Consider the following 24,429-nt stretch of genomic DNA (forward strand, 5'->3'; position numbering starts at 1 on the left):
GCGAGCAATACTCGAATCCTCACACCCGCGACCATGCACCGATTTCCGCGCGGCCTATGACAATGCCCCTGCTGAAGGCGACCTCTTGAACCAAACGATCCGCGATGGTGTCCGGACCGACATCGGCAGATGTCGCGACACCGTACTGCTCCATTGCCGACTGCAAAGTTATAACAATCTCGGCGACGGCACGAAGCCATGCCTCAGCACTGACCGCATCACCGACGACTGTCCGCATGTGCATCGTCGGTGGAGGCAAGTCGGCGACCAGAAACGCCCGGTGCAGGCGTGTAACCATGTTGGTCAGACTGGCATTGGAGTGGTCAAAGGTTTCGATGATCCAGCGGCAGCAACGGTCATAGGTTGGCACTGCCGGTTCGGAGCGCACGAAACTCCAATCTAATTCATGAAAGAGGATTACGCCGCCAGGCCGAAGGTGCTTCGCGACTTTGCGCAGCATTTCACTCGGATCGGCTTGTGCCCACAGCACATAGCGACCAACAACAAAATCGAACGCCCTCTCGAACACCATTTCGCCTGGATCGCCCTCGCGAAACGAGACTTGAGCTTTTCCACCCGCCATGGCAGCTTTTCGCGCCATCGAAATCGCGGCTGGCGCAACATCGGTCCCCACCACTTCGCCCGACGGACCCACCAACTCGGCTGCCAGGAAGGCGACGGCGCCTGTCCCGCTGCCGACATCGAGCACGCGCATGCCCGGCGCCATGCCTGCGATTCGAAAATACTCACGTGTTGTCGGTTCGAGGAATTGCGCCTGGCGAGCCAAGCGTTGAAGTTCGAAATCGGAATGGCCGAGGACGTAACGTGGGGTGGTCATGGTTATCCGATGTGCGAGTGATGACCGCATGCGGTTCATTCGAAAAGCACAGATTGTGACTTTAGCCGTGGGCGAGCGGCGAGTCTACCGAACTCGGCGTCCGCTTAGGGTCACTATGATGAGCCTGGATTGTGTCGATCCAAACTCATCGTGATCTAGCCTCCCATTTCTCCGCCAGCGGCTTGCTCAGGATGACGAGCTCGCCTTCGTACTTCTCGAGCGTCTCCAGAATGAAATCGAGCTCGCTCGTGCGCTCATGGACGACGACATAGTCATTGGGCGTCGCCGTGTCGCCCGGATAGGCGCCGGCGGGATCTTCGAAGAGATCGATGCCGGAAATGACGAGCCGCTTCGGTGCAAGCGCTACGGCGGCGGCGAGCATGGTCGCGCCATTGGTGGGCCGCACCCCGTCCCAGTCGAGCCCGCCCAGAATATCCAGGCGCTCGAGCGTCACGAAGCGCATGTGCCGGCAGAAGGGATTGAAGATCTGATGCGTAACGAGCAGCGCCTCGGCCCGCCGTGTCTGGAACGCGAAGATCGGCTTGCTGCGCAGGGCGAAGAGCGTGCGTTTCTGCCCGGTGAACACGACCTGTGGATCGGCATAGAGGCCGCGCGTGGCCCAGCGGTGATTGACGCGGAACAGGCAGTCATAGGGATGCTGGGCGAGTGCCGGATCTTCGGAGGAGGGGCCGTTGCCGAGGCAGAGGATCGTCTGCGGCTGATTGAGCGTGGCCTTGAGATCGGTGAGAGTCTCGATGCGCTCGGCCCTGAGGCCCAGAATGCGTCGCCCGGTCGAGTTGTCGAGCCAGCCGGCGATCAGCGTCTGCAGCGGATTGCGGGCAGGCGGGCGCCGCGCCATCAGGAAATTGATACGGTTCAGCGCCGGGGATTGCGGAGCGAGGGATGAGGCATCTGCGAGGACGGCGATCCGGTCCGGTGCCACGCCTTTCGCCGTCAAGACCCCCTCGAGCGGAGGCGCTTGCGGCAGCCACAGATCGACGAAGCCGAGAAGCTCGGCCGCGGGAGTGTCGATCTCGGATTCGTCGGCGGCGACGGCGGCCACGCCGATCCCCATCAGATAGGCCTCGCGCAGCAGGCTCTTCGGCAAGGCGTCGATGGCGCCCAATGTGACGAGCAGGCGTGCCCGCGAGGTGAGCAGGAAGGCCTGGCTGCTCAGACGATTGTTCCAGGGCGGGGCGATGACCGCGTCGTCGCCGAAACGCGCGATGAGCGCCTGCTTCACGTCCTCGGCCCCTGGGATGAACAGGAAGGACAGGCGCTCGCGGTGCAGCGCCGCGAGCAGCGGCTCGACCCTGTCGAGATCCGCTGGGCCCGCGAGCGAGACCAGGATGGTGCGGTTGAAGGGAATGGGCACCCAGCCGCTTCTTTGCAGCGCCGATCGCGGCTTGTGACGCAGGGCCATCTTATCCTTCGGAGAGCTTCTGGAATTTTGCGGTTTCCGCCAGCATATGCGCGAAGCGGGCCTCGAATGCAGCAAAAATATCCGGCTCATCGTCGAGCGCGACCAGCACCTCGTTATTGAGGAAGCGCGAGGTCAAAGTGAGATTCATGCTGCCGAACAGGACGCGCCGGAAGCCTGCCGCCTCGAGCAGGATGAACTTGGCATGCATCGGAAGATTTTCCGGATGCGCATAGCGGATGAAGCTCAGGCCATTGGACTTGGCGAAGGCCTCGATCCGGCGCGGCACGCGCCGCAGCGTGTCATGCGCGATCACCGTGACGGACGTTCCCGCTTGCGCCTGGCGGGCGAGAAGACGAGCGAGCGACATGTCGCGGAAATGCGACGCGGCGATGCGGATCCGGTGATACTTCCGCCCGCCGATCAGCCGCGCGACGATGGCGGAATCCCAGCGCGGATAATAAAAGATGTTGAGCCGCTCGCTTTTGTAGTCCGACCGTGCAGGTCGGTCGAAATAGGCGGATACACCACCGCCTCCGGCATGGAGCGAAAGGACATGCCGTCTGAGGTTCGCTACTGCCGCCGGATGTTCGAGCGCAATGAGGCAATTATGTCCACGATCCTGATCGCCGATCTCGCGAATGACGTCCGCGTCTTCCGGCGTGTTTCCGGAGGGGTTGAACGAGCCCACCAGGGCGACCGGGGAAGGGTGGCTGAAGTAGTAGATTTTCTCATGAAGATGCGCCGGCAGGAGGTGCTTGATGGCCTTGAAGTTATCTCCCAAGCCTGCAGCGGAGGCGAGCCGTTCGCGCACGGGCTGGTTGGCGGAGGCGAGTTTCGGCGACGCCTCCAGACAGAGCTTGACGGTGACGCCTCTCTGTCTGGCGCGGACGAGGGCTTCGGCCAAGGCGAGATCGCGGAAATAATAGGTCGACCAGAGGATTTCGCCGCCCTGGGGTACGGCGTCCACATGGCGGGCCAGCAGATCGCGTAAATGGCCGGACGGTTGATCCGGGCCGCCAAAGTAAACTTGCGTCATACACTCTTTTGTCCGGGCCCCCTCGGGCCGCTCCGGGGCCTATATAATTGACGGGATAAGGCCGGGCAAATCGCCTCTGGCTGCTTACTTAGAGTGAGTTCTAAGTGAATATTGTTACATTCGGATTTTTCAAAGACAAGCCGTCCGCTAGGCTCCGTCGCAACAAATAAAGCAGATGCAGTCGGGAGGAACACATGACTGAAGCATCACACGGGCCTGTCACGTCGCGTCGTTCATTTCTCTCCAAGGCGGGAGCCGGTGCCGGCTCGCTGGCTTTGCTCGCCGGCCTCAACCTGCAGGCCGGCGCGCAAGACAATTCACCCGTCATTGTCGGCGGACCTCTGCCGCTGACCGGCCCCATCGCCGCCGACGGCGTCGAGTTCAAGCGCGGCCTCGAAATGGCGGCGGAAGAGATCAATGCGCTAGGTGGCGTATTGGGCCGTCCGATCCAGCTCGCCTTCGAGGACACCGAGTCCAAGGGCGACGACGTCATCATCAGCGCCGGCCAGAGACTTGTCGACAAGCACAATGCCAATGTCCTGATCTCAGGCTACAATCTGGGCTCGCAGACAGCACTTCAGGGCGTGGCCTCGGGCGCCTCGCTCATCTATTTGCATGCCGACACGGCGCGCGCCCATACCGATCTCGTGAGCAAGGAGCCGGACAAATACTGGAGCTGCTTCATGTATTGTCCCTCGGAGCTCTATTATGGTTTCGCTTATCTCGATTTCGTCAAGCATCTCGAGACCTCGGGCCAGCTCAAGCTGCCGAACCGGAAGCTGGCGCTGATCACCGGTCCAATCACCTATTCGATCAATATCGCCAAATCGATCGAGGGCAAGGCCGCCGAATATGGCTATGAGCTCTCTCTCTATGAGACCGTGCAGGCGCCGATTTCCGAATGGGGCCCGACCCTCGCCAAGCTCAGGGAGAATCCGCCGGGGCTCATCGTCGTGACGCATTTCTTCCCGCAGGATCAGGCGCAATTCATGATCCAGTTCCTGACCAATCCGACCGACAGCCTGGTCTATCTGCAATATGGCGCCTCGCTCGCCGCCTTCCGCGACATCGCCGGCGACGCCTCGGTCGGAGTACTCTATGCGACCAATATCGGTGTGCTCCAGGATGAGATCGGCAGCAACTTCACCAATGCCTATCTGGCGCGCAACGACCAGAAGGCTTCGCCCAATGGCGGCGGCCAGACCTATTCGGCGTTGCATCTCTATGCGGTCGCCGCCGCTCTCGCCGGAGGGCCGGGCGTGCCTTACGAGGAAGAGCAGAACCGCAAGATCGCGGCGCGCCTCAAATCGATGATCTTCCGCTGCCCGATGGGTGTCATCCGCTTCGATCAGACGACCCAGGCGGCATTGTCCTATCCGGTGCAGACCAAGGACCCGTCGCTCGGCATGTCCCACATCTTCAGCCAGATCAAGAACAAGGCGGAGAACGGGCATATCATCTCGCCGTCGCCCTATGACATTGCCAAATTCGAGAAGCCGGCCTGGATGAAGTGACGGCATGTCTGGTCCGCCGCTTCTCGAATGCCGCAACGTAGCCAAGCATTATGGTGCGCTGGCCGCCGTCGATGGCGTCGATCTCGTGATTGCTCCCGGCGAGACCGTCGGCATCGGCGGTCCCAATGGCGCCGGCAAGACGACCTTCTTCGACCTGATATCAGGGCTCATCACGGTCAGCTCGGGCCAGGTCCTTTATCGCGGTGAGGACATCACCGGCAGGGCGCCCTACCGGCTGTTCCACGACGGCATGGCGCGCACCTTCCAGGTGACCAGCGGCTTCGGCGGCCTTACCGTGCTCCAGAACATTCTGGCCGCGGTCATCTATGGCAGCGGGCGGACGAAGCCCGGACTGCTGATCGGGCGCGCCGACAGAGACCGGGCGATGGCCTCGCTCGATGCTTTCGGACTGGCGGACCTCGCCGAGAGGCGGGTGTCCGACATCCCTGTGCTCGCACGCAAGAAGTTGATGGTGGCGACGGCGGTTGTGCATGAACCCAAGATATTGCTCCTCGACGAGCCAGTAGGCGGCCTGCTGCCGAAGGAGGTCGACGAGTTCATCGCGCTGATGGGAGGCTTGCGCGCCCGCGGCATCTCCATCGTCTTCATCGAGCATGTCATGCGCTTCCTCACCGCGGTCGCCAATCGAGCGCTCATCATGCATCAGGGCAAGCTCATCTATGACGGTGAGCCGCGCGGTATCGCCAAGGATGCGTTGGTGCGATCGGTCTATCTAGGCTCGGAAGCGGACGCGATGGAGGCATCGGCATGAGCCGGCTTCTTGCGGTCAAGGGCCTGACGACCGGCTATCGCCAGATCCGCGTCCTGCATGATGTGAGCTTCGAGATCGAGCGCGGCGGCATCACCGCGATCATCGGGCCCAATGGCCATGGCAAGTCGACGTTGCTGCGCACGATTTCCGGTCTGCTGCCGGCTTGGTCGGGCGCGATCGAGTTCGACGGCGCCACGGTTGCAAATGGTGCGCCTCGCCGCGCGCAAGCGGGCCTCGTGCTCGTCCCGCAAGGCGACCAGCTCTTTGCCGGCATGACGGTGGAGGAGAATCTGATGATGGGCGGCTATGTGCGCAAGGAGATGGCGGAGGTCCGGCACACTCTGGCCGAGGTGTTCGAGCTGTTTCCGCGTCTCCACGAGCGTCGAGCCCAGCACGCCAGCAGCCTGTCGGGCGGTGAACGCCGCATGGTGGGCATCGGCCGCGGACTGATGGCCAAGGCGAAATTGATCATGATCGACGAGCCTTCGCTGGGCCTGGCGCCTCTCATCATCGAGCAGATCTATGCCGCGCTGTCGGCTCTCGCCGCGCGCGGCCAGTCGATCCTGGTCGTCGAGGAGAATCCCGGCCGTGTTGCGAAGGTGGCATCATCCTTCCATTTGATGGATGGCGGCCGCTTCACCTGGAGTGGCTCGGCCGCGGATCTCTTGCGTTCGGGCCACATGATCAAAACCTATCTGGGCGGGAACTGACATGCAGGCCGTACTGCAGATCCTCATCACCGGCCTGACGCTCGGCGCCATGTATGCGCTCGCCTCCGTCGGTCTCGCTTTGACCTACGGCACCATGCGCATGTTCAACATGGCGCATGGAATCTTCATGGCGATCGGGGCCTATGCCACCTATTCGGCCGCCTCCGTCTGGGGATGGCCGCTGCCGCTGGCTTTTCTTGCAGGTCTCGCCGCAGGCGGCCTCATTGGCGCCATCGTGCATCTCCTCGTCGTGCGCTTCATGCTCGAAACCGAAGGCTTCGAGGTCAATATCATCGTGGCCACGGCCGGCGTGAGCATCCTGCTGCAGGATCTCCTGCTCAAATATTACGGCGCCTATCCGTTTCGCCAGCCGGCCCAGATCGAGGGCGTATTCCGCATCGGCGAGGTCGCCGTTACCTATCAATCGGTCGCCATCCTGGTCACCGCCGCCGCCTTGATCAGCGGCATCGCCTGGCTTCTTACCCATACCCGCTTCGGGCTCGCCATCCGCGCCACCGCGATGAACCGTGAGGCGGCGCTGCTCATGGGCGTCGAGGCGGGCCGCACCTATCTTCAGGTCCTCATCATCGCCGGTGTGCTGGCGGCAGCGGCCGGCGTCCTCATCTCGTCGCTGGCGACCCTTTCGCCTGATATGGGCGCCAATCCGCTGCTGCGCGCCTTCGTCATCTGCGTCGTGGCGGGCCTCGGCAGCGTGACCGGCGCCGGCATCGCGGCGCTGGCGCTCGGCCTCTTCGAGGCGGCGATCCAGTATTATCTCGGCGTCCGCTACGGCTTTCCTGTCATGCTGCTCCTCGTCATCATCGTCCTCATCTGGAAGCCGGCCGGCCTGTTCGGGCAGCAGGAGGTCGTGCGCTCATGATCTCTTCCCGTGAAATGGTCCGCCATCTTATGGGCGCCGTGCTTCTTCTTGCCGCCCTGTCGGTGTTGCCCTTCGTCATCACTGAGCGTTATGCGCTGGGCGAGATCATCACCTTCCTCATCTGGGCGGCCGTCGCAGTGCAATGGAACGTGCTCACCGGCCATGCCGGCGTCTTCTCGCTGGGCCAGATGCTGTTCTTCGCGATCGGTTCCTATGCCGTCGCCATGCTCGCGGTCTATTTCGGCCTGTCGCCTTGGGCGTCGATGCCGGTGGCGGGCCTCGCGGCGGCGGTCGCGGCACTGCTCATCGGGCTCGCTTGCCTGCGCCTTGCAGCCGCTTATGTGGCGCTCTTGACCTTCGCCATCGCCTATATGATCTACACGCTGATCATCACCGATTCCGCCTGCTACATCACCACCGGCGGCACCTGCACGCCCTTCTTCGGCGGCACCAACGGCTTCTCCCAGTTCGCCGATCTGGGATTCCGCAAGCTGCTCAAGGGCAGCTGGATCATCGGTAACTACTACTCAGTGCTCGCCATCTTTGCGCTTTCCTTCATCGCCTCGATTGTTGTGATCCATGGAAGGCTCGGCCTCGCTTTCCGCGCCACCAGCGACAGCGCCACCTATGCCGCAGCGCGCGGCATCAACCGGACGAAATTCCAGATCATCGCCTTCGTCGTCACTGCCTTCTTCACCGGGCTCGCGGGCGCTGGCTATGCGGCGCATTTCCGCTTCGCCGGTCCCAGCCTGTTCGAGCTCTCGACGCTGATGTTCGTCCTGTCGATGGTGATCGTCGGCGGCCTCAAATCCACCTGGGGACCGATCTTCGGAGCCGCGTTGATGATGATCCTGGTGGAAGTCGGCAAGAGCATGGGCGATGTGCGTAATACCTTGATCGGGCTTGTGCTGGTGATCTTCGTGCTGCTCCTGCCCAAGGGTCTGGCCGGCGCCTGGGCCATGCTTCTTGACAGATTCCGCCGACCGAAGTCAGCTGAACCGTCCAACCGGCTCGAACCGGCCATCCCGTCGCATCTCCAGGTACCGCGCACGCGCCCGCTCGCGGCACCCGAAGGATTCGTGCCGCCGACGCCGTCCTATTCCGCCCGCTTCAGCCGCGCTGTGACCGCACTGCCGATGGCCTTCTTCGGCGTGCAATTCAGCAAGGCCTCCCCTGAGAGCGCCCAGGCGATCGCGTTGCAACAGAAGGGATTTGAAGGGGCCTTCGGTCCGGCCTTCTGGGACCGCGCCGAATATGTCGACGAATGCGGCTGCACCAACAGCGTTATCGTCGGTTATTGGGACAGCCGCGAAACCTATGACCGCTGGCGCGCGAACCTGGCTCCGGACTGGTGGCGCGCCGGCGCCAGCCTCGATGGCGAGCTCGGCTTCTTCCGCGAATGCTACACGCCCTCCATTTCAGACACCGAGACGACCTTCTCCCATCCTGATCCGGAAGGCTATGCGAAGATCGCGCACGTCATGAGCGGGATGACCGACACGCATGGCTATTGGGGAAGTGCGCGCGACCGGATTCCGCGCGCCCAGACCGACGATCTGACGGCACGGGGCGAGCCGGGCGCCGAGCTCGCCGGCGGCAACGACACCTTGCGGCGCCATGTCGTCGTCACGCCGCACGACAATCTGTGCCTGTTGCGCTCAGGCCAGGACTGGAGCGATACGAGTGCCGAAGAGCGAAGCTTCTATCTCGAGCAGGTCAAGCCGAAGCTCGACGAGGGCATGGCCTTCATCCGCGACCAGGGCGAGAAGGTCGGCTGCTATTTTAACCGCTATATGACGCTCCTCAACCTCGAGGGAGCGGGCGGCAAGACCTACAGTCTCAGCGCCTGGCGTAGCCTGACTGAGCTCGAGGCCTGGGTGAAGACCGACAGTCATCTGGCAATCTTCGCGGCGGGCACGCGGCAATACCGTACCTTCAAAGACGCTGAACTGCGCCTCTATCACGAGATGAGTGTGATCCGCGCCGCCGACCAGTCCTTCGAATATTTCAACTGCCATGACCGCACCGGCATGTTGAATGCCCTGAACAGGGCGTAGGTCCTATGCCGCATTTCCTGACCCTTGTCTCCGCGGCCGGGGCCCTGCGCGCGAAGAACGTTTCGGCGCGGGAGCTACTCGGTGAGATTCTCGACCGGATCGACAGCGACGACCGTTTCATTCGTGCCTATAGTGATCTGACCCGCGAAACCGCCGAGCGAGAGGCAGCGGAATCCGATCTCCGCCATGCGCGCAACGAAGCCCGGGGGCCGCTCGACGGCATTCCCGTCGCCGTGAAGGATCTGATCGACACGACGCCGGCCAGATGCCGCGCCGGCCTCCCGCATCTCGTTCACTACCGGCCCCAGCGCGATGCCGATGCCGTGACGCTGTTGCGCCAAGCGGGCGCGGTGGTCGTCGGCGTCCTCGAGACCGACGCTGGCGCCTTCGGTACGCGCACGCCCCAAGTGATCAACCCGATCGCGCCCGGCCTTATTGCCGGCGGATCGAGCGGCGGCGCGGGGGCGGCGGTCTGCGCCGGGCTCGCTTATGGTGCGATCGGCACTGATACCGGCGGCAGCATCCGCATTCCGGCCGCGTGTTGCTCGGTGTTGGGATTCAAGCCGACATGGGGAAGGGTGAGCGCGCATGGGGTCCGCCCGCTGGCCCAATCCTGCGACCATGTCGGGCCTCTGGCACGCACTGTCGCGGATCTGCAGGCGATTCAGGCCGTGCTCGATCCGCTGCCCAGGGAGGTGTTTGAGACGCCGACGCGTCTGCGGATCGGCGTTTCACCCGATTATTTCGGCGACGCCGATCCGCTCGTGGCAGAGGCCATGGCTCTTGTCGTGTCTGCGCTCACCAGAGCGCGTCACTCGGTCCGCGAGGTGCGGATGCCGCTTCCGGACGCCATCATGGGTTCGCATATGGTCACCGTCACGCGGGAAGCGGCCAAGTATCACACGGAGCAGTTTCCCGGCCTGTGGCAGGCGCATCCAGACATTGCCCGCGATGCGATAGAGTTTGGCCGCACTGTGAGCGATGCAGACTATGCCGTGGCACAGGCGCGGCGCCGGCAGGTTGCAGATGCCGTCGAAGGGCTGTTTTCGGGTCTCGATATACTGATCCTGCCGACCCTGCCGGTCGATGCCCCGGATCGCGATGTCGAAACCGTCCGCCTGGATGGATGTGAGATATCTGTCCTCGAGGCCACGATCCGCTATACGGCGATGTTCAACCATACCGGCCATCCGGTGGTGTCGATCCCGGCATCCCGACTGCCGGATGGCCGCGCGCTGAGTGTCCAGATCGTCGGCGCGCGCCACAACGATCAGAGGTTGCTCGCTATTGCGCGGCAGTTGGAGGATATATTGGCGGTGACCGTCGATTATGGGTCGCTGGCAAGAGCGGCGCAGATGAATGTCCGGCGCCTGCGCCGCCGTTATACTTGAGGAGGCTACGCATGCCGCACGATCACGATGACGCCGATCATGATCACGACCATGATCCCCTGGAGCAGGGCGCGAGCCTCAGAGTCAGGGCGCTCGAGGAATTGATGATCGCCAAGGGGCTGGTCGATCCGGCAGCTCTCGATCGTATAGTCGAATACTATGAGCGCGAGACAGGCCCGCGCAACGGCGCCAAGGTCGTCGCGCGGGCCTGGCTCGAGCCGGATTTCCACGACTGGCTGCTCCGTGACGGCACCGCCGCCATCCATTCCATGGGCTTCACGGGCTATCAGGGCGAGCATATGCGCGTGGTGGAGAACTCAGCGCGCGTGCACAATGTCATCGTCTGCACTCTGTGCTCCTGCTATCCCTGGCCGGTGCTTGGCCTGCCGCCCGCCTGGTACAAGGGCGCCGCCTATCGCTCGCGCGTCGTGCGCGAGCCGCGCGCCGTCCTGAAAGAGTTTGGTCTCGAGTTCGGCACGGATGTCGAGATCAAGGTCTGGGATTCGACCGCCGAGATTCGCTACATGGTGCTCCCTCAGCGCCCGGCCAATACGGAAACATTCACCTCCGATCAGCTCGCTACCCTCGTCACCCGCGACGGCATGATCGGAACCGCACTTCTGTAGGAGGTCTATCCATGGACGGAATACATGATCTGGGCGGAATGCATGGTTTCGGCCCGGTCCCGATCAAAAAAGGCGACTATGTGTTCAAGGCGGATTGGCAGCGTCGCGCTTTCGCGCTCGCGGAGATTCTGGCCGGACCCGCGCATTATGGCGCCGACCAGCACCGGCAGGCGATCGAGCGAATGCCGGCAGTCGATTATCTGCGGCTCGATTATTTCGAGAAATGGATGGTCGCCACCGAAGCCTTGCTGATCGAGGCCGGCCTCGTGAATGCGGAGGAGCTGCGCACCGGACGCAAGCTGTTCGATGTCGATCTCTCTCGCCACAGGAAGATCGGTCCGGAAAATCTCATCTCCGCCGTCAAATCCGGTGCGGAGCTGAGCTTTCCCGACGACACGCGCAAGCCGCACTTCGCGTTGGGCGACCGGGTTCGTATGTTGACGGATTCGCCCGCCGGCCACACGCGGTCGCCGCGATACTTGCGCGGCAGAACGGGTGAGATCGTCGCCGGTCATGGCGTATTCCAGTTCGCCGATGCAATGGCCGCGGGCAGGGGGGCGGAGCCGCAGCATTGCTACACCGTCGCTTTCACGGCGCGGGAAGTCTGGGGACGGAGCGCCGAAGAGGCCCAGGACATGATTCACGCAGATATGTGGGAGAGCTATCTTGAGCCAGCTTGAAGACTGTCGCCCGGCATTCGAAGACCGTTTGCCACGTCACGGGAATTCCCCCTTGTTCCAGGCCCCTTGGCAGGCGCGGATCTTCGCGCTCATCGTCGAGTCGGTGAAGGCCGGTCATTTTCCGTGGACCGATTTCCAGTCCCGGCTGGTCGCGGCACTCGCGCGCAATGATGACTCGGGTCAAAGCGCGAGCGATGAGCTCATCGAAAGATACTACTTCGATGCCTGGCTGGAAGCGGCGGAAGAAACGCTTCTGTCACTTGGCCTGATCACGGCCGGAGAAGTCGACCTGCAGATCGAAAATGTGCGTGCCGTGGTCGACAATATCCGCAGCGCTCAGCAGCCTCTGGCCTTCATCCACAAATGATGAAGGTCAGTCCTCTTTCAATTGTTCACAGATCACGATCATTTCAGGTCGGTCGACCTGAAATGATTAACGTGATCGAACTCTTATAATTGGCGCGTGATCGGACGGAAAACCGGAGGCCACTTTTCCAGATCACGCGCTGGCCATAGCCATGAGCAGGTCGTAAAATTTCATTTCAGCGGGCGTGCGCGCGGCGGATTTCCGCCTGATCACCTCATAGGTCGACTCATAGGCATAGAGCTCCGGCAGCAATGAGCGCATCTGCTTCTTCGCGGTCCATTGCTCGGCATAGTGGATCGGGAGAAAGGCCAGATACTGTCCGGACAGGATGAGATGGGCGAGGCCCTCGATGCTGTGGGCGCGGGCCGTGAATTTGAGATTGCGCTCATTTTCGGGCAATTGATCGGCCGAGACATAGCCGCGCTGGGCATGCTCGGCGGCCTCGATGCCCGCGAGGTCGATCTTGTCGGGCGCCAGTCTGTAGAGCGGATGCTTCTTGCCGCAGAAGAGTTCCATCCGCGAGGTGAATATCGGCGCATAGCTGAGCTGCGACAGCCGGCGTGGAAAGAAGCCGATGCCCATATGGGCCTGGGCGCCGAGGACCATCTCCTCGAGCTTGTTCGGCGGCGCCACATGCACGGTGAAGTCGACGGAGTGATTGAGCTTGCCGAAACGCTCGATCGCCTCGCCGAGCTGGAATTTGCGATGGAAGACGGCATTGTCGATGATGGCAATCTGCAGTTCGCCGACAAGCTTGTCGTGGCCCAGCGCCACGCTGCGAAAATCCTCGATATGATTGAAGAGGGCATTGGTGGCGTCATAGACGCGCTGGCCGTCCTCGGTGAGCGCGAAACCGCCGCGTCCGCGCTGGCAGAGCGACAGGCCGAGCCGGGTCTCGAGGTTCTTGATGTGAATGCTGATCGTCGCCTGGCTGACATTCAATTCGGTCTGAGCCAGAGCGAAGCCTCCGCTGCGTGCCACCGTCATGAACACGTGCAGGAGCTTGAGGTCGACATTGCTGATGTTTGGGATGGTCATCGCCGGACAGTCACTTAGATAAAGCTCAAAGCGAATATTGTTGCTTTTGAATAGGTCAACATAGCGGGTTCTGCAAGAAGCTCGGCGGTGTGACTTATTGGGGCAACGGATGGACACCGGCAGGGCAAACAGCATCGAGATCGATATCGAGCGTCTTTGGCGCGATCTCGACGCATCGGCGCTGATCGGACCAGGCAGGGCCGGCGGTCTCAGGCGCCTGGCCTTGACCGATGAGGACAAAGCCATGCGCGACGTCTTCGTGGCATGGTGCGAAAGCGCCGGCTGCCAAGTGCGTGTGGATGCCGTGGGCAATATCTTCGCGCGCCGGGGAGGTCTCGACGATACCTTGCCCGCGATTCTGATCGGGAGCCATCTCGACACCCAGATCGCCGGTGGGCGTTATGACGGCATATTGGGTGTGCTCGCCGGGCTCGAAATCATCCGGACATTGAACGATCACGGTGTCGTCACCAGGCGGCCGATCGAGCTCGTGACCTGGACGAATGAAGAGGGGGTCCGCTTCCAGCCCCCGATGATGGGATCGGGAGCCTTCACGGGCGCGCATGACGTGGCCTGGGTTCATGCCCAGCTGGATGACGATCGCAAGATTTTCGCGGAAGAGCTCTCCCGGATCGGTTATCTGCGATCGGCACAGCCGCTGCCTGAGCACTATGACTCCTATTTCGAGCTTCATATTGAGCAAGGCGAGACACTCGATGCCGAGGGCCTGCATGTCGGGATCGTGACTGGTGGCTTTAGAACCTTCGGAACGGAGCTGCGTGTGACAGGCGAGAATGCGCATTCGGGGCCGACCCCCATGCGCAGGCGCAGCAATGCCCTGGTGGGCGCCTCGTTGCTGATCGCCAGGCTGAACGATATCGGCTGGACATTCGAGCCGGAAGGACGCACGACCTGCTCGCGGCTGCTGATCGAGCCGAACCGATACGGCATCATCCCGCATTCAGCCAAGCTGACGGTGGATATGCGCCATCCGGATGATGAGAAGGCCAGGGAGATGTACCAGGAGTTTCTCGACTTCGTGCCGCTTGCGGCCAGGAAGGCGAATGTCGGCATAGAGATCGCGAAAGAGTGGAGCTTCGGGGACGTCGTTTTCGACAGCAGGCTGATCAATCTTGTGCGCAGCGTGGCGGCCGATCTCGGCGTCTCGCATCGCCATCTGCTGAGCGCTGCCAGCCATGACGCCTACAATGTCGCGAAGGTGATTCCGACTGTCATGATCTTCACACCGTGCCGGGAGGGCATAAGCCACAACGAGAAGGAGCATATCGAGCCCTCCTACACCGCGCCGGGTGTCAATGTCCTGCTCAACGCCGTATTGCGCCGCGCCAATGCATGAAGAGTGCGCGGGGCAAAGCAATGATCGGGAACCAAGATGCTCCATGAGGAGTTGTTCCCCCAACTGAACTATCAAGGAATGGCTCCATGTTTAAAGGTGGCTTGCTGTGGTTGATCGGAATCCCGCTGCCGGTGATCCTCGTCCTGTATTTTATGGGTTATCTTCACTGAGCATCGGGCGGCTCTGAACTCGGACAGCGTTAACGGGTTCAAGAGTTGATGCATCCGGCCGGGACAATCTTCGTCCTCGCATCTTTCAATCTCCATTCATGCTGGTAATCTTCTGAAAGGCGACGCGGGTCGCCTTGTCGAATAACCGCATGAGGAGGTGTGCGATGCTCGCACGAATGATTTGGTCCGCGCTGGCGCTCATCGGCATGTTCACATCACTCGCGGTCGCGGCGGAAACCGGGCAGTTAAGCTTCTCGGTGCGCGGCGAACCCGTCGCCAAGTTGAGCCTGGCCGAGATTAGAGAAAAGGTTCCCGCCTCCCGGATCACCGTCTGGGAACCGCATGAAGACAAGAACGTGACCTATGAGGGCTTCGACATCGACAAGCTCCTTGCCGCCGTCTACGGGCATCGCTGGAAGCAGATCGACGAGATCTTGTTCACCTGCGTAGATGGTTATCAGCCGGTCCTGCCGGTGGATCGCTTCAGCAAGCATGCCGGCTATCTCGTCTATCGCCGTCTGGATCAGGAGGCGTTCAAGGTGCAGAATCGCTTCCAGAACGAAAGCGACGTGCCGCTCGGGCCCTTCTATCTTGTCTGGGACAATCTTCGTTCCGACGAGCTGCGTGCCGAGGGCGCCTCAGGCTGGCCGTATCAGGTTGTCGGCATGGATCTCGTCACCTTCGCCGACCGCTTTCCGAAATTGAGTCCGCCAGAAAACGCCTCGGAACAGGCGAAGAAAGGCTTCATTGCCTTTCGGGAGAACTGCATGGCCTGCCACACGATCAACGGGGAGGGCGGCGACAAGGCGCCTGAGCTCAATTACCCGATGAATGTGACCGAGTATCTGTCCGATGCGTGGATCCGCAAATGGATGATGGATCCGCGCTCGGTCCGCTACAACGCGACCATGCCGGCCTTCGCCTCGCATCCGAAGCCGGACCTTCTGGCCGATGAAGTGCTCGCTTATCTGAAGGCGATGGCAGAGCGCAAACAGAAGCCCATGTAGGTCCGTCACGCCGCCGTCAGGCCGAGCCTCTCGTCCCGCCGTCTGAGCCAGGCGATCACCGGCAGCGACAGCAGCACCATCCAGGCCTTGCCGATGACCTGACCTTCGAGGAAGGCGAGGCTGCCGAATGCGAGATATAGAAAGACCAGGCTGTCGATGACGAGGCCGATCGCGCTGCTCGCCGCCACCGCGAGCACCAGCCCCTTCCTCTGCAGGGGCGTATAGACGAGAAGATCGGCGGTCTCCGACAGGAGAAACGCCGCCGCCGAGGCGATGACGAGATGCGGCGGCGCAAAGACGGCCGAGAGCACCGCGCCGGCAATGATGCCGACCGCGGCCACCTTGACGCCGAGACGGCGTTGAACGAGGTCGCGCAGCACCAGAGCGAGGCCGACCATCAGGACTCCGGATGGGGCAAGCACGCCGGGGGCCACCGGCAAAAGGCAGGGGCCGTTGGGCGCGCAGGTCGTCCCTACATGCAGGATGAGCCAGTTGGCGGCCGGAATGCACAAGGCGAAGGCGGTGAGGAAGATGAGCCCCTCGCGCCGCCGCAGTGCCTGGAGATGGTCCCGCACGTTATCTGCCCCTTTCAACCGCGACCGCGATAGGCGGCCACACCCTGATCCGGAATCCACAGGCCCTTCGGCGGGTCGCCGGTCTGCCAGAAGACGTCGATAGGGATGCCGCCGCGCGGATACCAATAGCCGCCGATCCTGAGCCAGATCGGCTTGGCCGCGTCGCAGAAGCGCTTCGCCACATAGACGGTGCAATGCTCATGGAAAGCGCCGTGATTGCGGAAGCTGTGCAGGAAGAGCTTCAGCGACTTCGACTCGACCAGAAGCTGGTCGGGCGCATAGTCGATGACCAGATGGCCGAAATCGGGCTGTCCTGTCACCGGGCAGAGCGAGGTGAATTCGGGGCAGGTGAAGCGGGTGAGATAGAGCGTGCCAGCCTGTGGATTGGGCACGACGTCGAGCGCCGCTTCCTCGGGTGAGGCAGGTATGGCGGCGCTGCGTCCGAGCTGCGGCGCGGGGGGGCATTTCGCTCGTCATGATCCATGCTCCATAGGGTGCACTGTGTCGGCCCTTTTTCTCACGCGTCGGCCGAGAAGTATACACGCTGAATGATGGCCCCTGATCAACGCCCTTGCCCGATAACCCATTTCAGAATTCGGGATGCGGCGGCCGGCGCGCGGAATCGGTTCGCGAAGTGAGGCGATGCGCGAGCTAGGCGGCCGCGTGCAAGTGACGGAACTCGGAGGGTGTGACCCCTGTCCAGCGCCTGAAGGCACGCGTGAAGCTCGCCGCATCGGCATAGCCGAGGTCGAAGGCTATATCGATGAGCTTCCGGCCGTGATCCTTGAGCAGATGAACCGCGATATCGAAACGCGCGCCTTCGACCAGCGCCGAGTAGTCGACGCCGCGCTCGGCGAGCCGGCGCTGCAAGGTGCGCACGCTGATGCCCGCGGCCGCAGCGATCCAGTTTATGTGATAGTGGCCGTCTTTCAGGAACATGCGTACGAGCTGGCCGACGGAGTCGGGAAAATCGAGCGACGGAGCCGTCGACACGAGCGCATCATACTCTCGCTGCCCCGCCTCCATCCGCGCAAGTCGGGCGCGTTCGATCGGGGCGCTCAGGAGGGCGCGCTCGAAGACGATGGCCGACACCTGCTGCCGGCGGACGGGTATTCCGTCAAATGCGTGACCATGGCCGGCAAGTGAATCCCAGAGTGTCCCGGCCAGGTGAATTTCCGACGGCGTCCAGGCGGGTCCGGCCGCGAAGCGGATGCAGTCGATCAGGAGCATCAGCGTATATTGCTCGCCATATTCCCGCCCCGGCCCCACATTCGGGCCATAAGCGGCACAAACCCGCGCTTTGCCGTTCCAGCTATCCACCCAGATGAACTGCGCCGAATTGTAGAGATGAATGATCTGCGAGATCCGCGTGAGCGCGTCAAACAAGGTTAATGACTGAAGCACCAGGCGGCCGAAGGCGCCGAGCTCCGGAACATGCGTCGCGCGTCCGACCAGGACACCGAGGTCCTTGAGCCCTTCGCTGCGGGCGATTCTGTCAAGAAACAAGAGCGCTTGATTGAGCGGAATGAGGCTCTCGGGCTCGCTCAAGGCATGATAGGGCAGCTTGACGTCGGCCAGCCGCTTCTCGACCGGTGCGCCGATGCGCTCGAGAAACCCGACGAAGGAAAGGAGTGCGCTCGTTCGCACCAAAGGTATGGAATCCTCGGGTCTGTCGGCGCCAGTACCGTCCTCTGTCGATCCCATTGTATTCCTGTCGCCACAGTCGACGCTCGCCCCGAGAGGACCACAGGTTAAACTGAATTGGCGCCAAATGCCAAGAGAGGAGATGCGCGGTTCGTTAGACTACGCAGGTGCGATTGGTTGACGGCTCAGGTTGAAAACGCGGAGGAGGCTATGATGAGAATGACACGGCGTACCCTTGCCCTTGGTGCGGCAAGCCTGCTTGGAAGCACCCAACTGGCCACGCTGGCGAAGGCGGATTGGGACGGTTTCGGTATCGGCGATGGCCTCGAAGATTTCTGGCTGGCAACCGATGCCTATATTTACGGCTATCCGCTCGTGACCATGGAAATGACCCGCAGGGTCATGACAAATGTAGCGAAGCCGAAAGGTACGCATGCGCCGGTCGGACAGCTCATCAAGATGCGTGAATATCCCAACGCGTCGTTCCGCGATGTGACCGCGCCCAATGCCGACACACTTTATACGACAGCGTTCCTGGATGTCGGCGATGAGCCATGGGTGTTGAGCCTGCCGGATCTCAAGGGCCGTTATGCGCTCTTCCCGATGCTCGACGGATGGACAAACGTGTTTCAGGTGCCGGGCAAGCGCACCACAGGCACCGATGCGCAGACCTATGCCATCACCGGGCCGAACTGGAACGGAACGCTCCCCGAAGGCGTAAAGGAATTCAAGTCCCCCACCAGTATTGTCTGGCTGCTCGGCCGCATCTACTGCACCGGCACACCGGAGGACTATAAGGCAGTCCATGAGATACAGGATCAGGTCGGCCTGGTGCCGCTCAGCTCCTATGGCAAGGCCTATACGCCGCCGGAAGGCAAGGTCAATCCCGATATCGACGTGAAGACGCCGGTCCGTGATCAGGTGAACCGGCTGAGCGCGGTCGAGTATTTTACCTTGCTGGCGCAGCTGATGAAGACGAATCCCCCCGCCGCCAAGGATGCGCCGGAGGTGGCTCGCTTTGCCAGGATCGGACTGGTCCCTGGACAGGACTTTGATGCCAGCAAGCTGAATGCCAGCTTCGTCAAGCGTATTCCCGAAGTCGGATTCGACCGGATCATGGTCCAGTTCAAGATCAACAACGAGGTCAAGCACATCAACGGCTGGGGATTCACGACCAAGACAGGCCTCTATGGCACCGACTATCTCATGCGCGGCCTTATAACCGCCATCGGTCTTGGCGCAAACCGCCCGCAGGACGCGGTCTACCCGACCTCGCTCAAGGATGCGGTGGGCAGCGCCTATGACGGGGCAAACAAGTATGTCATGCATTTCCCCAAGGGCGAGCTGCCGCCTGCGGACGGCTTCTGGTCCCTCACCATGTATGACGGCGGGTATTTCTTCGTTGAGAACCCGATCAACCGCTACTCGATCAGCGCGCGGCAGGATCTCAAGCGCAATGCCGATGGCTCGGTCGACCTCTACATCCAGCACGAATCCCCTGGTCCCGACAAGGAATCGAACTGGCTTCCGGCGCCTGCCGGCAAGTTCATCCTGATGCTGCGCATGTATTGGCCGAGCGAGAGCTCTCCATCCATCCTTGACGACACGTGGACCATTCCGCCGGTCAAGGTTCTGTCGAGCTGATTGCGCCGATGCGTCGATCTCGCGAGATCGACGCATCGCTCCTCCTGCGAGGAGCGCGGTCGGAGAATCAAGATCGGTGGTGGCTTGCCGCCTGCCTGCTGTCGCATCGAGGCGACGGCGTGAGACGAGATTGCGCTCGCGCTCAGCATTGACGCCACCAGCGATCTCCCACATAGTACCAGCTTCTACCTCAAGGACGTGGGGCCGGCAGCAGCTTGCCGGCCGATGAATCAATTCTCGAATTCCCAGCGGGCGAGGCGGACACGATCACATTGGACGCTGAGACCCAAGCCGCGTTGATGCAGCAAGGCTGGGCTCTCCTATGCCGGCGTGGCGCGGCGAACCTGGCGGAGAGCAGTCCTGTATTGATCCAGCGGCGCGAGCATCGTCCGGTTCTCATGCTCGCAGTCCCAAACATGCCCATGTTGTCTAGGACCATAAGGAGAGACGTTATGAAAATCAGGACCATCACGAGGTTGCTGCTCATCACGGCGGGCTTTTCGCTCGGTGCGACACTGGCGAGCGCTGCCGAAACCGCAAAGAAGCCACATGTCCCATTGGAAAAGACCATCGGAACCGTGACGGCGACAGCGCCGGTTCCGTCTTTGGCCGTCCTCAATTCCGACGGCGCCACGCTGGCCGATGGCAAGCTCACGCTGACAGGCGTGTCGACGAACACCATCGTCTTCGCGGATCGCCCTGTGCGCTCGGCCGGTCACCAGACGACGGCACAGTTCATCATGCAGTGGGATGAAGGCAAGGACAGCTTCGCCGTCGATCCGCCCAACGCTACGGTGTCAGTGCTTGGAGGCGATGGTTCGGACGTCAGCGACGCTGTCGTCATCCTGACAAAACCCAAGCTCGACGGCGCGAACCTAACCTTCGAAGCAAAGATTCTCGAAGGCAGTCTCGAAGGTGCCAACGGACCTGCGGCCCTGTTCATCGATTGGTTCGCCGCGCGCGGGTTCAGGGGCGGCGTCGCCGTGGGGGGCGGCTACCACGGCTATTGGCATGCGCCGGTGTACCATGGCGCCTGGTATGGCGTACATCCGGGCGTCGTCGCGGGCGCCGCGGTTGCAGGTGCGGCCGTGGGCGCAGCAGCGGCAGCTGATTCCTACTACCCTTACTACCGGCCGCCATGCGGCTACTATCCTTATCCACCCTGCTACTGATCCGTCAGACAGCAACCGCGCCGGTGGACATCCGCCGGCGTCGGTTCCTGAAAAGAGGCGAACTTCGAGATCACTTCCGATCGGATCGTGACGCCGGGGCTGAAACCGATGCTCTCCTCTTGATGAGATCGATGCGCGACTTGCGGTCGAATGCCCTGACCTGAGAAGGAGAGTGTCCCGTCCATCTCCTGAAGGCGCGATCGAAATTCGCCGCATCGGCATAACCGAGCCTGCGGGATATCTCCCAGAGCTTGATCGAGTGATCATCGATCAAGGTGAGCGCATGAGCCAGGCGCACTTCATCGACGAGATCCGAATAGCTCACCCCCATTTCCGCAAGTCGGCGCTGCAATGTGCGCACGCTCATGCCGACGCTCATAGCCGCGCTCTCGATCCGCGATTTGCCGGCGGGAATAAGTCGTTGGATGACTGTCCTCATGGCGTTGACAGGGTCGGTGGTGATCCAATCTGCCTCGCCTGCCGCCACTGGGACTCTCGATTTTCTGCTCATCGCGGGGTCGCATCCAGCCTCTAGATCACGATGAGTTTGGATTAGATCAATCCAAACTCAATTTGATCTAGTGCAATCCGTTCGCTCCGTCTTGACGTTCCGCGCCACCAAGCCCTGCAAGCTCTGCTCTGAAACCGGCCCGGATGGCGTGAGATGACAAGAAGAGATGCGGTTGCGCCGATAGCATTACTCGATATCGAGGGTGGAAACGGGAGAGCGGCGTGATACGGAATTTGTGCTGTCAGAACGCCTGCGGATTGATCGGGTCGCCGCACATCGGGGACGCCGGCATCCGCATAAGCGAGGCCTGACCCCCGATGCCCGTCGAACCCGGAACGGCCGATCATCTGGCTCAGGTTCTTTCGCATGTCATCGCGCCGTCCTTTCTTCTCGGTGCGGTGGCGGGCTTCGTTTCCATAATGTTCACGCGGATGACTCACATCCTCGATCGTCTTCGCAATCTCAATGCCATACCCGACCAGGGTGACACGCGTTCCCCTCTGAAGGCCGACATTCCTCGCCTCGGACGGCGCGCCAGGCTGATGAACAAGGCGATATTTCTATCCGTCTGCAGCGGCATCGTCGCGACGCTGCTGATCGTTCTTGCCTTCGCGAGCGCCTATGTGGGCATCCAGCACATCTGGGGAGCCGCCATCCTGTTCATGGTCTCCCTCCTTCTGCTCGGTGCCGCCCTGGTGGTGTTCGCTATCGAGGTTCGCATCGCCCTCGCCGACTATGATCATCATTGAGCGGGCGCGAAACGGAGCCGTCGGAAAACTGCGTAATTGGCGCGAACTGACAAGACGTGAAAGGGGGCCGAAAGGTATCGTCCAAGGCCAGGGCGGGCAGTGATGGCATGCGCGGACGAAACAGCCGCGCTGCGCCATGGGATAACCTCGTCGACTTGACCGATATCATCTCAGGGAGAATCAGGATGAGCCGAAATGCGTTATGGAGACCAAGTCTGCCGGTCATCGGCAGGGGAATCGCGAAACTGGCGGTGCTACTGTCTATGGTGGTCTTTCTGGCGCCGGCTGTCTGGGCCCAGGACAACGACGCGACGAAGATCCTGAAGGCCATGTCGGACTATGTGATAGGCCAGAAGTCGTTCTCGGCCAAATTCGATGCCGATATCGAGGTGATCACGCCGGCGATCCAGAAGATACAATTCACCAGCTCCGGCGAGGTGCTCGTGGACCGTCCCGGCAAGCTGCGGATCACGCGAAAGGGCGGCTATGCCGATGTCGAGCTCGTTTTCGACGGCAAGACTGTTTCGGTGCTGGGCAGGCATTCGAATGCCTATGCGCAGGCGGATGCTCCGGGTACGATCGACCAGCTCGTGGAGCTCTTGAGGGATAAATATGCGCTCGACATGCCCGGCGCCGACCTGCTGCTGTCGAATGCCTATCTGGTTCTGAGCGAGGGTATCCTCGACGCCAAATATATCGGACACGGCGTGATCGACGGCGTCGAAAGCGATCATCTCGCTTTCCGCAACCAGGATACGGATTGGCAGATCTGGATAGAGAGGGGCGAGCGGCCCATACCCCGGAAATATGTCATCACCAGCAAGGCAGTGGCCGGCGCGCCACAATACACGCTTCGCATCACGGAATGGAAATCGGATGCGCAGGTCGATGCCGGCGCCTTCGAGTTCAAGCCGCCAGCTGAAGCCAAGAAAGTCGAAATCACCGATTTGTCCGACATCGACGAAGTGCCGGCAGGCGTTATGACGGGAGAAACCAAATGAATAGCGCTATGAAAACGCTTCTACGCATGACACTGGCCGCCGGGGCCGGGGCCGGGGCCCTGCTGCTCAGCGACAAGCCGTCATGGGACGGTCCAGGCTCGCTGATCTCGCAAGCCCAGGCCATCGTCGGGCGTCCCTTGACGCCCTTGAGCTATGCGGGCGTGGCAAGGCGCACGACCAGGCGCGCGGTGGCGGTGGGAGCAGCCACGGCGACCGTCTACAGGCCCGCTTGCGTGCAGGCCGTCGACGCCTATGGCCACATATACTGGCGCTGCCCGTAGCGGATGCCCGTCTGCAGGTCGCGCGAATGGGCGCGCGATCTAGAGGGAAGGAACAGTCGGTCCGGTGGTGCTCAGCGCCCATCGCAACCGGCCTTCCGCGGCGGATTGACGTCCAAGTCGCGCAGTGGCATGTCACCACATAAATTCAGAGCGTAGATGCAACAGGGGCGCGGTTGCCGGGGGGAGTATTGCAATGTCTAAGAAACTGACCTTGGCGGCCATCGCACTTGCCGCCACCGCGCATATGGCGCATGCGGCGGATGTCGCCGTCCCGCCCCCGGAACCCGACAGCGGGTGGAGTTTCACCTTTGCGCCTTATGTCTGGGCCGCCGGCATGGACGGCAAGGTGGCGCAGTTCGGCCTGCCGGAAGTCGACATCGATGCGAGCTTCAGCGACGTGCTGAAGAATTTCGATATCGGACTCATGGGCGTCGGCGAAGCGCGATACGGCCGTTTCGGCGTCGCGACCGATCTGCTCTGGGTGAAGCTCACGGCCGATCAGGATACGCGGTTCGGGGTTCTCGCCGACAGTGTCGAAGCCGATGTCGAGACCCTGATGTTCACCGCGGTAGGATCCTACAGTCTCTTGCTTGATGAGACCGCAAGCCTCGACATCGTCGCCGGCGGACGGCTCTGGTCGGTCGATACCGAATTCAGCCTCAATGGGGGCAATCTCGACGGACGCTCCGCCACTGACGATGAGACCTGGGTCGATCCGCTCGTCGGCCTGAAGGGGCGGGCGAATTTCACGCCTGATTTCTACATTACGGGCTGGGGATTGGTCGGCGGCTTCGACGTCTCCTCGCAATTCATGTGGGACGTCATGAGCGGCCTGGGCTACGCGCCCAGCGACAGTTTCTCCATTATTGCCGGCTATCGCGGCGTTGGCGTCGACTACCGCAAGGACGGCTTCGTCTATGACATCGTCCAGCACGGCCCGCTTCTCGGCTTCGTATTCAATTTTTGAGAGGTGGCGCTGCTTCAAT

Annotated in this window: 25 protein-coding genes; 17 read left to right on the forward strand and 8 right to left on the reverse strand. The window is 61.8% G+C overall.

The window, feature by feature from the left end:
- Window positions 1-19 precede the first annotated feature (19 nt).
- The 3 genes from G5V57_RS16025 to G5V57_RS16035 all read right to left on the reverse strand — a co-directional run bounded on the left by G5V57_RS16025 (window position 20) and on the right by G5V57_RS16035 (window position 3,297).
- On the reverse strand, window positions 20-838 hold the full coding sequence (locus G5V57_RS16025) for a class I SAM-dependent methyltransferase (RefSeq protein WP_206530274.1): 819 nt from the start codon (window positions 836-838) through the stop codon (window positions 20-22).
- Between the two features lie 145 nt (window positions 839-983).
- The gene (locus G5V57_RS16030; protein WP_165168611.1) at window positions 984-2,261 is read right to left on the reverse strand and encodes a hypothetical protein; all 1,278 of its coding nucleotides are present in this window, start codon (window positions 2,259-2,261) and stop codon (window positions 984-986) included.
- Between the two features lies 1 nt (window position 2,262).
- On the reverse strand, window positions 2,263-3,297 hold the full coding sequence (locus G5V57_RS16035) for a phosphatidylserine/phosphatidylglycerophosphate/cardiolipin synthase family protein (RefSeq protein WP_165168612.1): 1,035 nt from the start codon (window positions 3,295-3,297) through the stop codon (window positions 2,263-2,265).
- A 194-nt stretch (window positions 3,298-3,491) separates the two neighbouring features.
- On the opposite strand from G5V57_RS16035, the gene G5V57_RS16040 reads away from it, so the two are divergent.
- Genes G5V57_RS16040 through G5V57_RS16080 form a run of 9 tightly spaced genes read left to right on the forward strand, consistent with a single transcriptional unit; the run spans window position 3,492 to window position 12,294 of the window.
- Window positions 3,492-4,811 (forward strand): ABC transporter substrate-binding protein, encoded by a 1,320-nt coding sequence (locus G5V57_RS16040; protein WP_165168613.1) that lies wholly within the window; start codon window positions 3,492-3,494, stop codon window positions 4,809-4,811.
- Between the two features lie 4 nt (window positions 4,812-4,815).
- Window positions 4,816-5,583, forward strand: a complete 768-nt coding sequence (locus G5V57_RS16045) for an ABC transporter ATP-binding protein (RefSeq protein ID WP_165168614.1) — start codon at window positions 4,816-4,818, stop codon at window positions 5,581-5,583.
- On the forward strand, window positions 5,580-6,293 hold the full coding sequence (locus tag G5V57_RS16050) for an ABC transporter ATP-binding protein (protein ID WP_165168615.1): 714 nt from the start codon (window positions 5,580-5,582) through the stop codon (window positions 6,291-6,293). Before G5V57_RS16045 ends, G5V57_RS16050 begins: the two co-directional genes overlap by 4 nt.
- 1 nt (window position 6,294) lies before the next feature.
- Complete coding sequence (locus tag G5V57_RS16055) at window positions 6,295-7,173, forward strand: branched-chain amino acid ABC transporter permease (protein ID WP_165168616.1); 879 nt, start codon at window positions 6,295-6,297, stop codon at window positions 7,171-7,173.
- Complete coding sequence (locus G5V57_RS16060; protein WP_165168617.1) at window positions 7,170-9,230, forward strand: phenylacetaldoxime dehydratase family protein; 2,061 nt, start codon at window positions 7,170-7,172, stop codon at window positions 9,228-9,230. Before G5V57_RS16055 ends, G5V57_RS16060 begins: the two co-directional genes overlap by 4 nt.
- A gap of 5 nt (window positions 9,231-9,235) precedes the next feature.
- Window positions 9,236-10,621 carry an amidase gene (locus G5V57_RS16065; RefSeq protein WP_165168618.1) on the forward strand — a complete coding sequence of 462 codons (1,386 nt, stop codon included), beginning with the start codon at window positions 9,236-9,238 and terminating at the stop codon, window positions 10,619-10,621.
- Window positions 10,622-10,632: 11 nt separating this feature from the next.
- A complete protein-coding gene (gene nthA / locus G5V57_RS16070; protein ID WP_165168619.1) occupies window positions 10,633-11,247 on the forward strand; it encodes a nitrile hydratase subunit alpha in 615 nt (204 codons plus the stop codon).
- 11 nt (window positions 11,248-11,258) lie between these two features.
- Entirely contained in the window at window positions 11,259-11,927 is a 669-nt protein-coding gene (gene nthB / locus G5V57_RS16075; protein ID WP_165168620.1) for a nitrile hydratase subunit beta, read from the forward strand.
- A gap of 52 nt (window positions 11,928-11,979) precedes the next feature.
- Window positions 11,980-12,294 carry a nitrile hydratase accessory protein gene (locus tag G5V57_RS16080; RefSeq protein ID WP_165168621.1) on the forward strand — a complete coding sequence of 105 codons (315 nt, stop codon included), beginning with the start codon at window positions 11,980-11,982 and terminating at the stop codon, window positions 12,292-12,294.
- 132 nt (window positions 12,295-12,426) lie between these two features.
- Here the strand turns inward: G5V57_RS16080 and G5V57_RS16085 are convergent, their stop codons facing one another.
- The gene (locus G5V57_RS16085) at window positions 12,427-13,332 is read right to left on the reverse strand and encodes a LysR family transcriptional regulator (RefSeq protein WP_165168622.1); all 906 of its coding nucleotides are present in this window, start codon (window positions 13,330-13,332) and stop codon (window positions 12,427-12,429) included.
- 109 nt (window positions 13,333-13,441) lie between these two features.
- On the opposite strand from G5V57_RS16085, the gene G5V57_RS16090 reads away from it, so the two are divergent.
- Together G5V57_RS16090 and G5V57_RS16095 are read left to right on the forward strand one after the other, a co-directional pair.
- The gene (locus G5V57_RS16090) at window positions 13,442-14,689 is read left to right on the forward strand and encodes a Zn-dependent hydrolase (protein WP_165168623.1); all 1,248 of its coding nucleotides are present in this window, start codon (window positions 13,442-13,444) and stop codon (window positions 14,687-14,689) included.
- A gap of 334 nt (window positions 14,690-15,023) precedes the next feature.
- On the forward strand, window positions 15,024-15,866 hold the full coding sequence (locus G5V57_RS16095) for a c-type cytochrome (protein ID WP_165168624.1): 843 nt from the start codon (window positions 15,024-15,026) through the stop codon (window positions 15,864-15,866).
- Window positions 15,867-15,871: 5 nt separating this feature from the next.
- Here G5V57_RS16095 and G5V57_RS16100 read toward each other — a convergent pair whose 3' ends face one another.
- The 3 genes from G5V57_RS16100 to G5V57_RS16110 form a co-directional block, all read right to left on the reverse strand.
- Complete coding sequence (locus tag G5V57_RS16100) at window positions 15,872-16,441, reverse strand: VUT family protein (RefSeq protein ID WP_246737648.1); 570 nt, start codon at window positions 16,439-16,441, stop codon at window positions 15,872-15,874.
- 14 nt (window positions 16,442-16,455) lie between these two features.
- A complete protein-coding gene (queF, locus tag G5V57_RS16105) occupies window positions 16,456-16,869 on the reverse strand; it encodes a preQ(1) synthase (RefSeq protein ID WP_165174146.1) in 414 nt (137 codons plus the stop codon).
- Between the two features lie 223 nt (window positions 16,870-17,092).
- Window positions 17,093-18,145, reverse strand: a complete 1,053-nt coding sequence (locus tag G5V57_RS16110; protein ID WP_165168625.1) for an AraC family transcriptional regulator — start codon at window positions 18,143-18,145, stop codon at window positions 17,093-17,095.
- 153 nt (window positions 18,146-18,298) lie between these two features.
- On the opposite strand from G5V57_RS16110, the gene G5V57_RS16115 reads away from it, so the two are divergent.
- Both G5V57_RS16115 and G5V57_RS16120 read left to right on the forward strand, forming a co-directional pair.
- The gene (locus G5V57_RS16115) at window positions 18,299-19,729 is read left to right on the forward strand and encodes a DUF1254 domain-containing protein (RefSeq protein ID WP_165174147.1); all 1,431 of its coding nucleotides are present in this window, start codon (window positions 18,299-18,301) and stop codon (window positions 19,727-19,729) included.
- A gap of 452 nt (window positions 19,730-20,181) precedes the next feature.
- Window positions 20,182-20,901 carry a hypothetical protein gene (locus tag G5V57_RS16120; protein WP_165168626.1) on the forward strand — a complete coding sequence of 240 codons (720 nt, stop codon included), beginning with the start codon at window positions 20,182-20,184 and terminating at the stop codon, window positions 20,899-20,901.
- A gap of 70 nt (window positions 20,902-20,971) precedes the next feature.
- Here the strand turns inward: G5V57_RS16120 and G5V57_RS16125 are convergent, their stop codons facing one another.
- On the reverse strand, window positions 20,972-21,412 hold the full coding sequence (locus G5V57_RS16125; protein WP_165168627.1) for a helix-turn-helix transcriptional regulator: 441 nt from the start codon (window positions 21,410-21,412) through the stop codon (window positions 20,972-20,974).
- A 317-nt stretch (window positions 21,413-21,729) separates the two neighbouring features.
- On the opposite strand from G5V57_RS16125, the gene G5V57_RS16130 reads away from it, so the two are divergent.
- The 4 genes from G5V57_RS16130 to G5V57_RS16145 all read left to right on the forward strand — a co-directional run bounded on the left by G5V57_RS16130 (window position 21,730) and on the right by G5V57_RS16145 (window position 24,410).
- Complete coding sequence (locus G5V57_RS16130) at window positions 21,730-22,161, forward strand: DUF2721 domain-containing protein (RefSeq protein ID WP_165168628.1); 432 nt, start codon at window positions 21,730-21,732, stop codon at window positions 22,159-22,161.
- Between the two features lie 185 nt (window positions 22,162-22,346).
- Entirely contained in the window at window positions 22,347-23,162 is an 816-nt protein-coding gene (locus G5V57_RS16135; protein ID WP_165168629.1) for a DUF2092 domain-containing protein, read from the forward strand.
- A complete protein-coding gene (locus G5V57_RS16140) occupies window positions 23,159-23,443 on the forward strand; it encodes a hypothetical protein (RefSeq protein ID WP_165165506.1) in 285 nt (94 codons plus the stop codon). The genes G5V57_RS16135 and G5V57_RS16140 overlap by 4 nt, the downstream gene beginning before the upstream one ends.
- 193 nt (window positions 23,444-23,636) lie before the next feature.
- A complete protein-coding gene (locus G5V57_RS16145; protein ID WP_165168630.1) occupies window positions 23,637-24,410 on the forward strand; it encodes a hypothetical protein in 774 nt (257 codons plus the stop codon).
- The last annotated feature ends 19 nt before the right edge of the window (window positions 24,411-24,429 follow it).

It is taken from the genome of Nordella sp. HKS 07 (assembly GCF_011046735.1).
GTDB lineage: Bacteria > Pseudomonadota > Alphaproteobacteria > Rhizobiales > Aestuariivirgaceae > Taklimakanibacter.

Coding starts and splice junctions, on each gene's coding strand:
- nthA (WP_165168619.1), top strand. CDS start 10,633: ATGCCGCACGATCACGATGACGCCGATCATGATCACGACCATGATCCC.
- G5V57_RS16060 (WP_165168617.1), top strand. CDS start 7,170: ATGATCTCTTCCCGTGAAATGGTCCGCCATCTTATGGGCGCCGTGCTT.
- G5V57_RS16145 (WP_165168630.1), top strand. CDS start 23,637: ATGTCTAAGAAACTGACCTTGGCGGCCATCGCACTTGCCGCCACCGCG.
- G5V57_RS16035 (WP_165168612.1), bottom strand. CDS start 3,297: ATGACGCAAGTTTACTTTGGCGGCCCGGATCAACCGTCCGGCCATTTA.
- G5V57_RS16095 (WP_165168624.1), top strand. CDS start 15,024: ATGCTCGCACGAATGATTTGGTCCGCGCTGGCGCTCATCGGCATGTTC.
- G5V57_RS16045 (WP_165168614.1), top strand. CDS start 4,816: ATGTCTGGTCCGCCGCTTCTCGAATGCCGCAACGTAGCCAAGCATTAT.
- G5V57_RS16140 (WP_165165506.1), top strand. CDS start 23,159: ATGAATAGCGCTATGAAAACGCTTCTACGCATGACACTGGCCGCCGGG.
- G5V57_RS16120 (WP_165168626.1), top strand. CDS start 20,182: ATGAAAATCAGGACCATCACGAGGTTGCTGCTCATCACGGCGGGCTTT.
- G5V57_RS16135 (WP_165168629.1), top strand. CDS start 22,347: ATGAGCCGAAATGCGTTATGGAGACCAAGTCTGCCGGTCATCGGCAGG.
- G5V57_RS16030 (WP_165168611.1), bottom strand. CDS start 2,261: ATGGCCCTGCGTCACAAGCCGCGATCGGCGCTGCAAAGAAGCGGCTGG.
- G5V57_RS16065 (WP_165168618.1), top strand. CDS start 9,236: ATGCCGCATTTCCTGACCCTTGTCTCCGCGGCCGGGGCCCTGCGCGCG.
- G5V57_RS16055 (WP_165168616.1), top strand. CDS start 6,295: ATGCAGGCCGTACTGCAGATCCTCATCACCGGCCTGACGCTCGGCGCC.
- G5V57_RS16115 (WP_165174147.1), top strand. CDS start 18,299: ATGAGAATGACACGGCGTACCCTTGCCCTTGGTGCGGCAAGCCTGCTT.
- G5V57_RS16110 (WP_165168625.1), bottom strand. CDS start 18,145: ATGGGATCGACAGAGGACGGTACTGGCGCCGACAGACCCGAGGATTCC.
- G5V57_RS16125 (WP_165168627.1), bottom strand. CDS start 21,412: ATGAGCAGAAAATCGAGAGTCCCAGTGGCGGCAGGCGAGGCAGATTGG.
- G5V57_RS16025 (WP_206530274.1), bottom strand. CDS start 838: ATGACCACCCCACGTTACGTCCTCGGCCATTCCGATTTCGAACTTCAA.
- nthB (WP_165168620.1), top strand. CDS start 11,259: ATGGACGGAATACATGATCTGGGCGGAATGCATGGTTTCGGCCCGGTC.
- G5V57_RS16130 (WP_165168628.1), top strand. CDS start 21,730: ATGCCCGTCGAACCCGGAACGGCCGATCATCTGGCTCAGGTTCTTTCG.
- G5V57_RS16040 (WP_165168613.1), top strand. CDS start 3,492: ATGACTGAAGCATCACACGGGCCTGTCACGTCGCGTCGTTCATTTCTC.
- G5V57_RS16050 (WP_165168615.1), top strand. CDS start 5,580: ATGAGCCGGCTTCTTGCGGTCAAGGGCCTGACGACCGGCTATCGCCAG.
- G5V57_RS16085 (WP_165168622.1), bottom strand. CDS start 13,332: ATGACCATCCCAAACATCAGCAATGTCGACCTCAAGCTCCTGCACGTG.
- G5V57_RS16090 (WP_165168623.1), top strand. CDS start 13,442: ATGGACACCGGCAGGGCAAACAGCATCGAGATCGATATCGAGCGTCTT.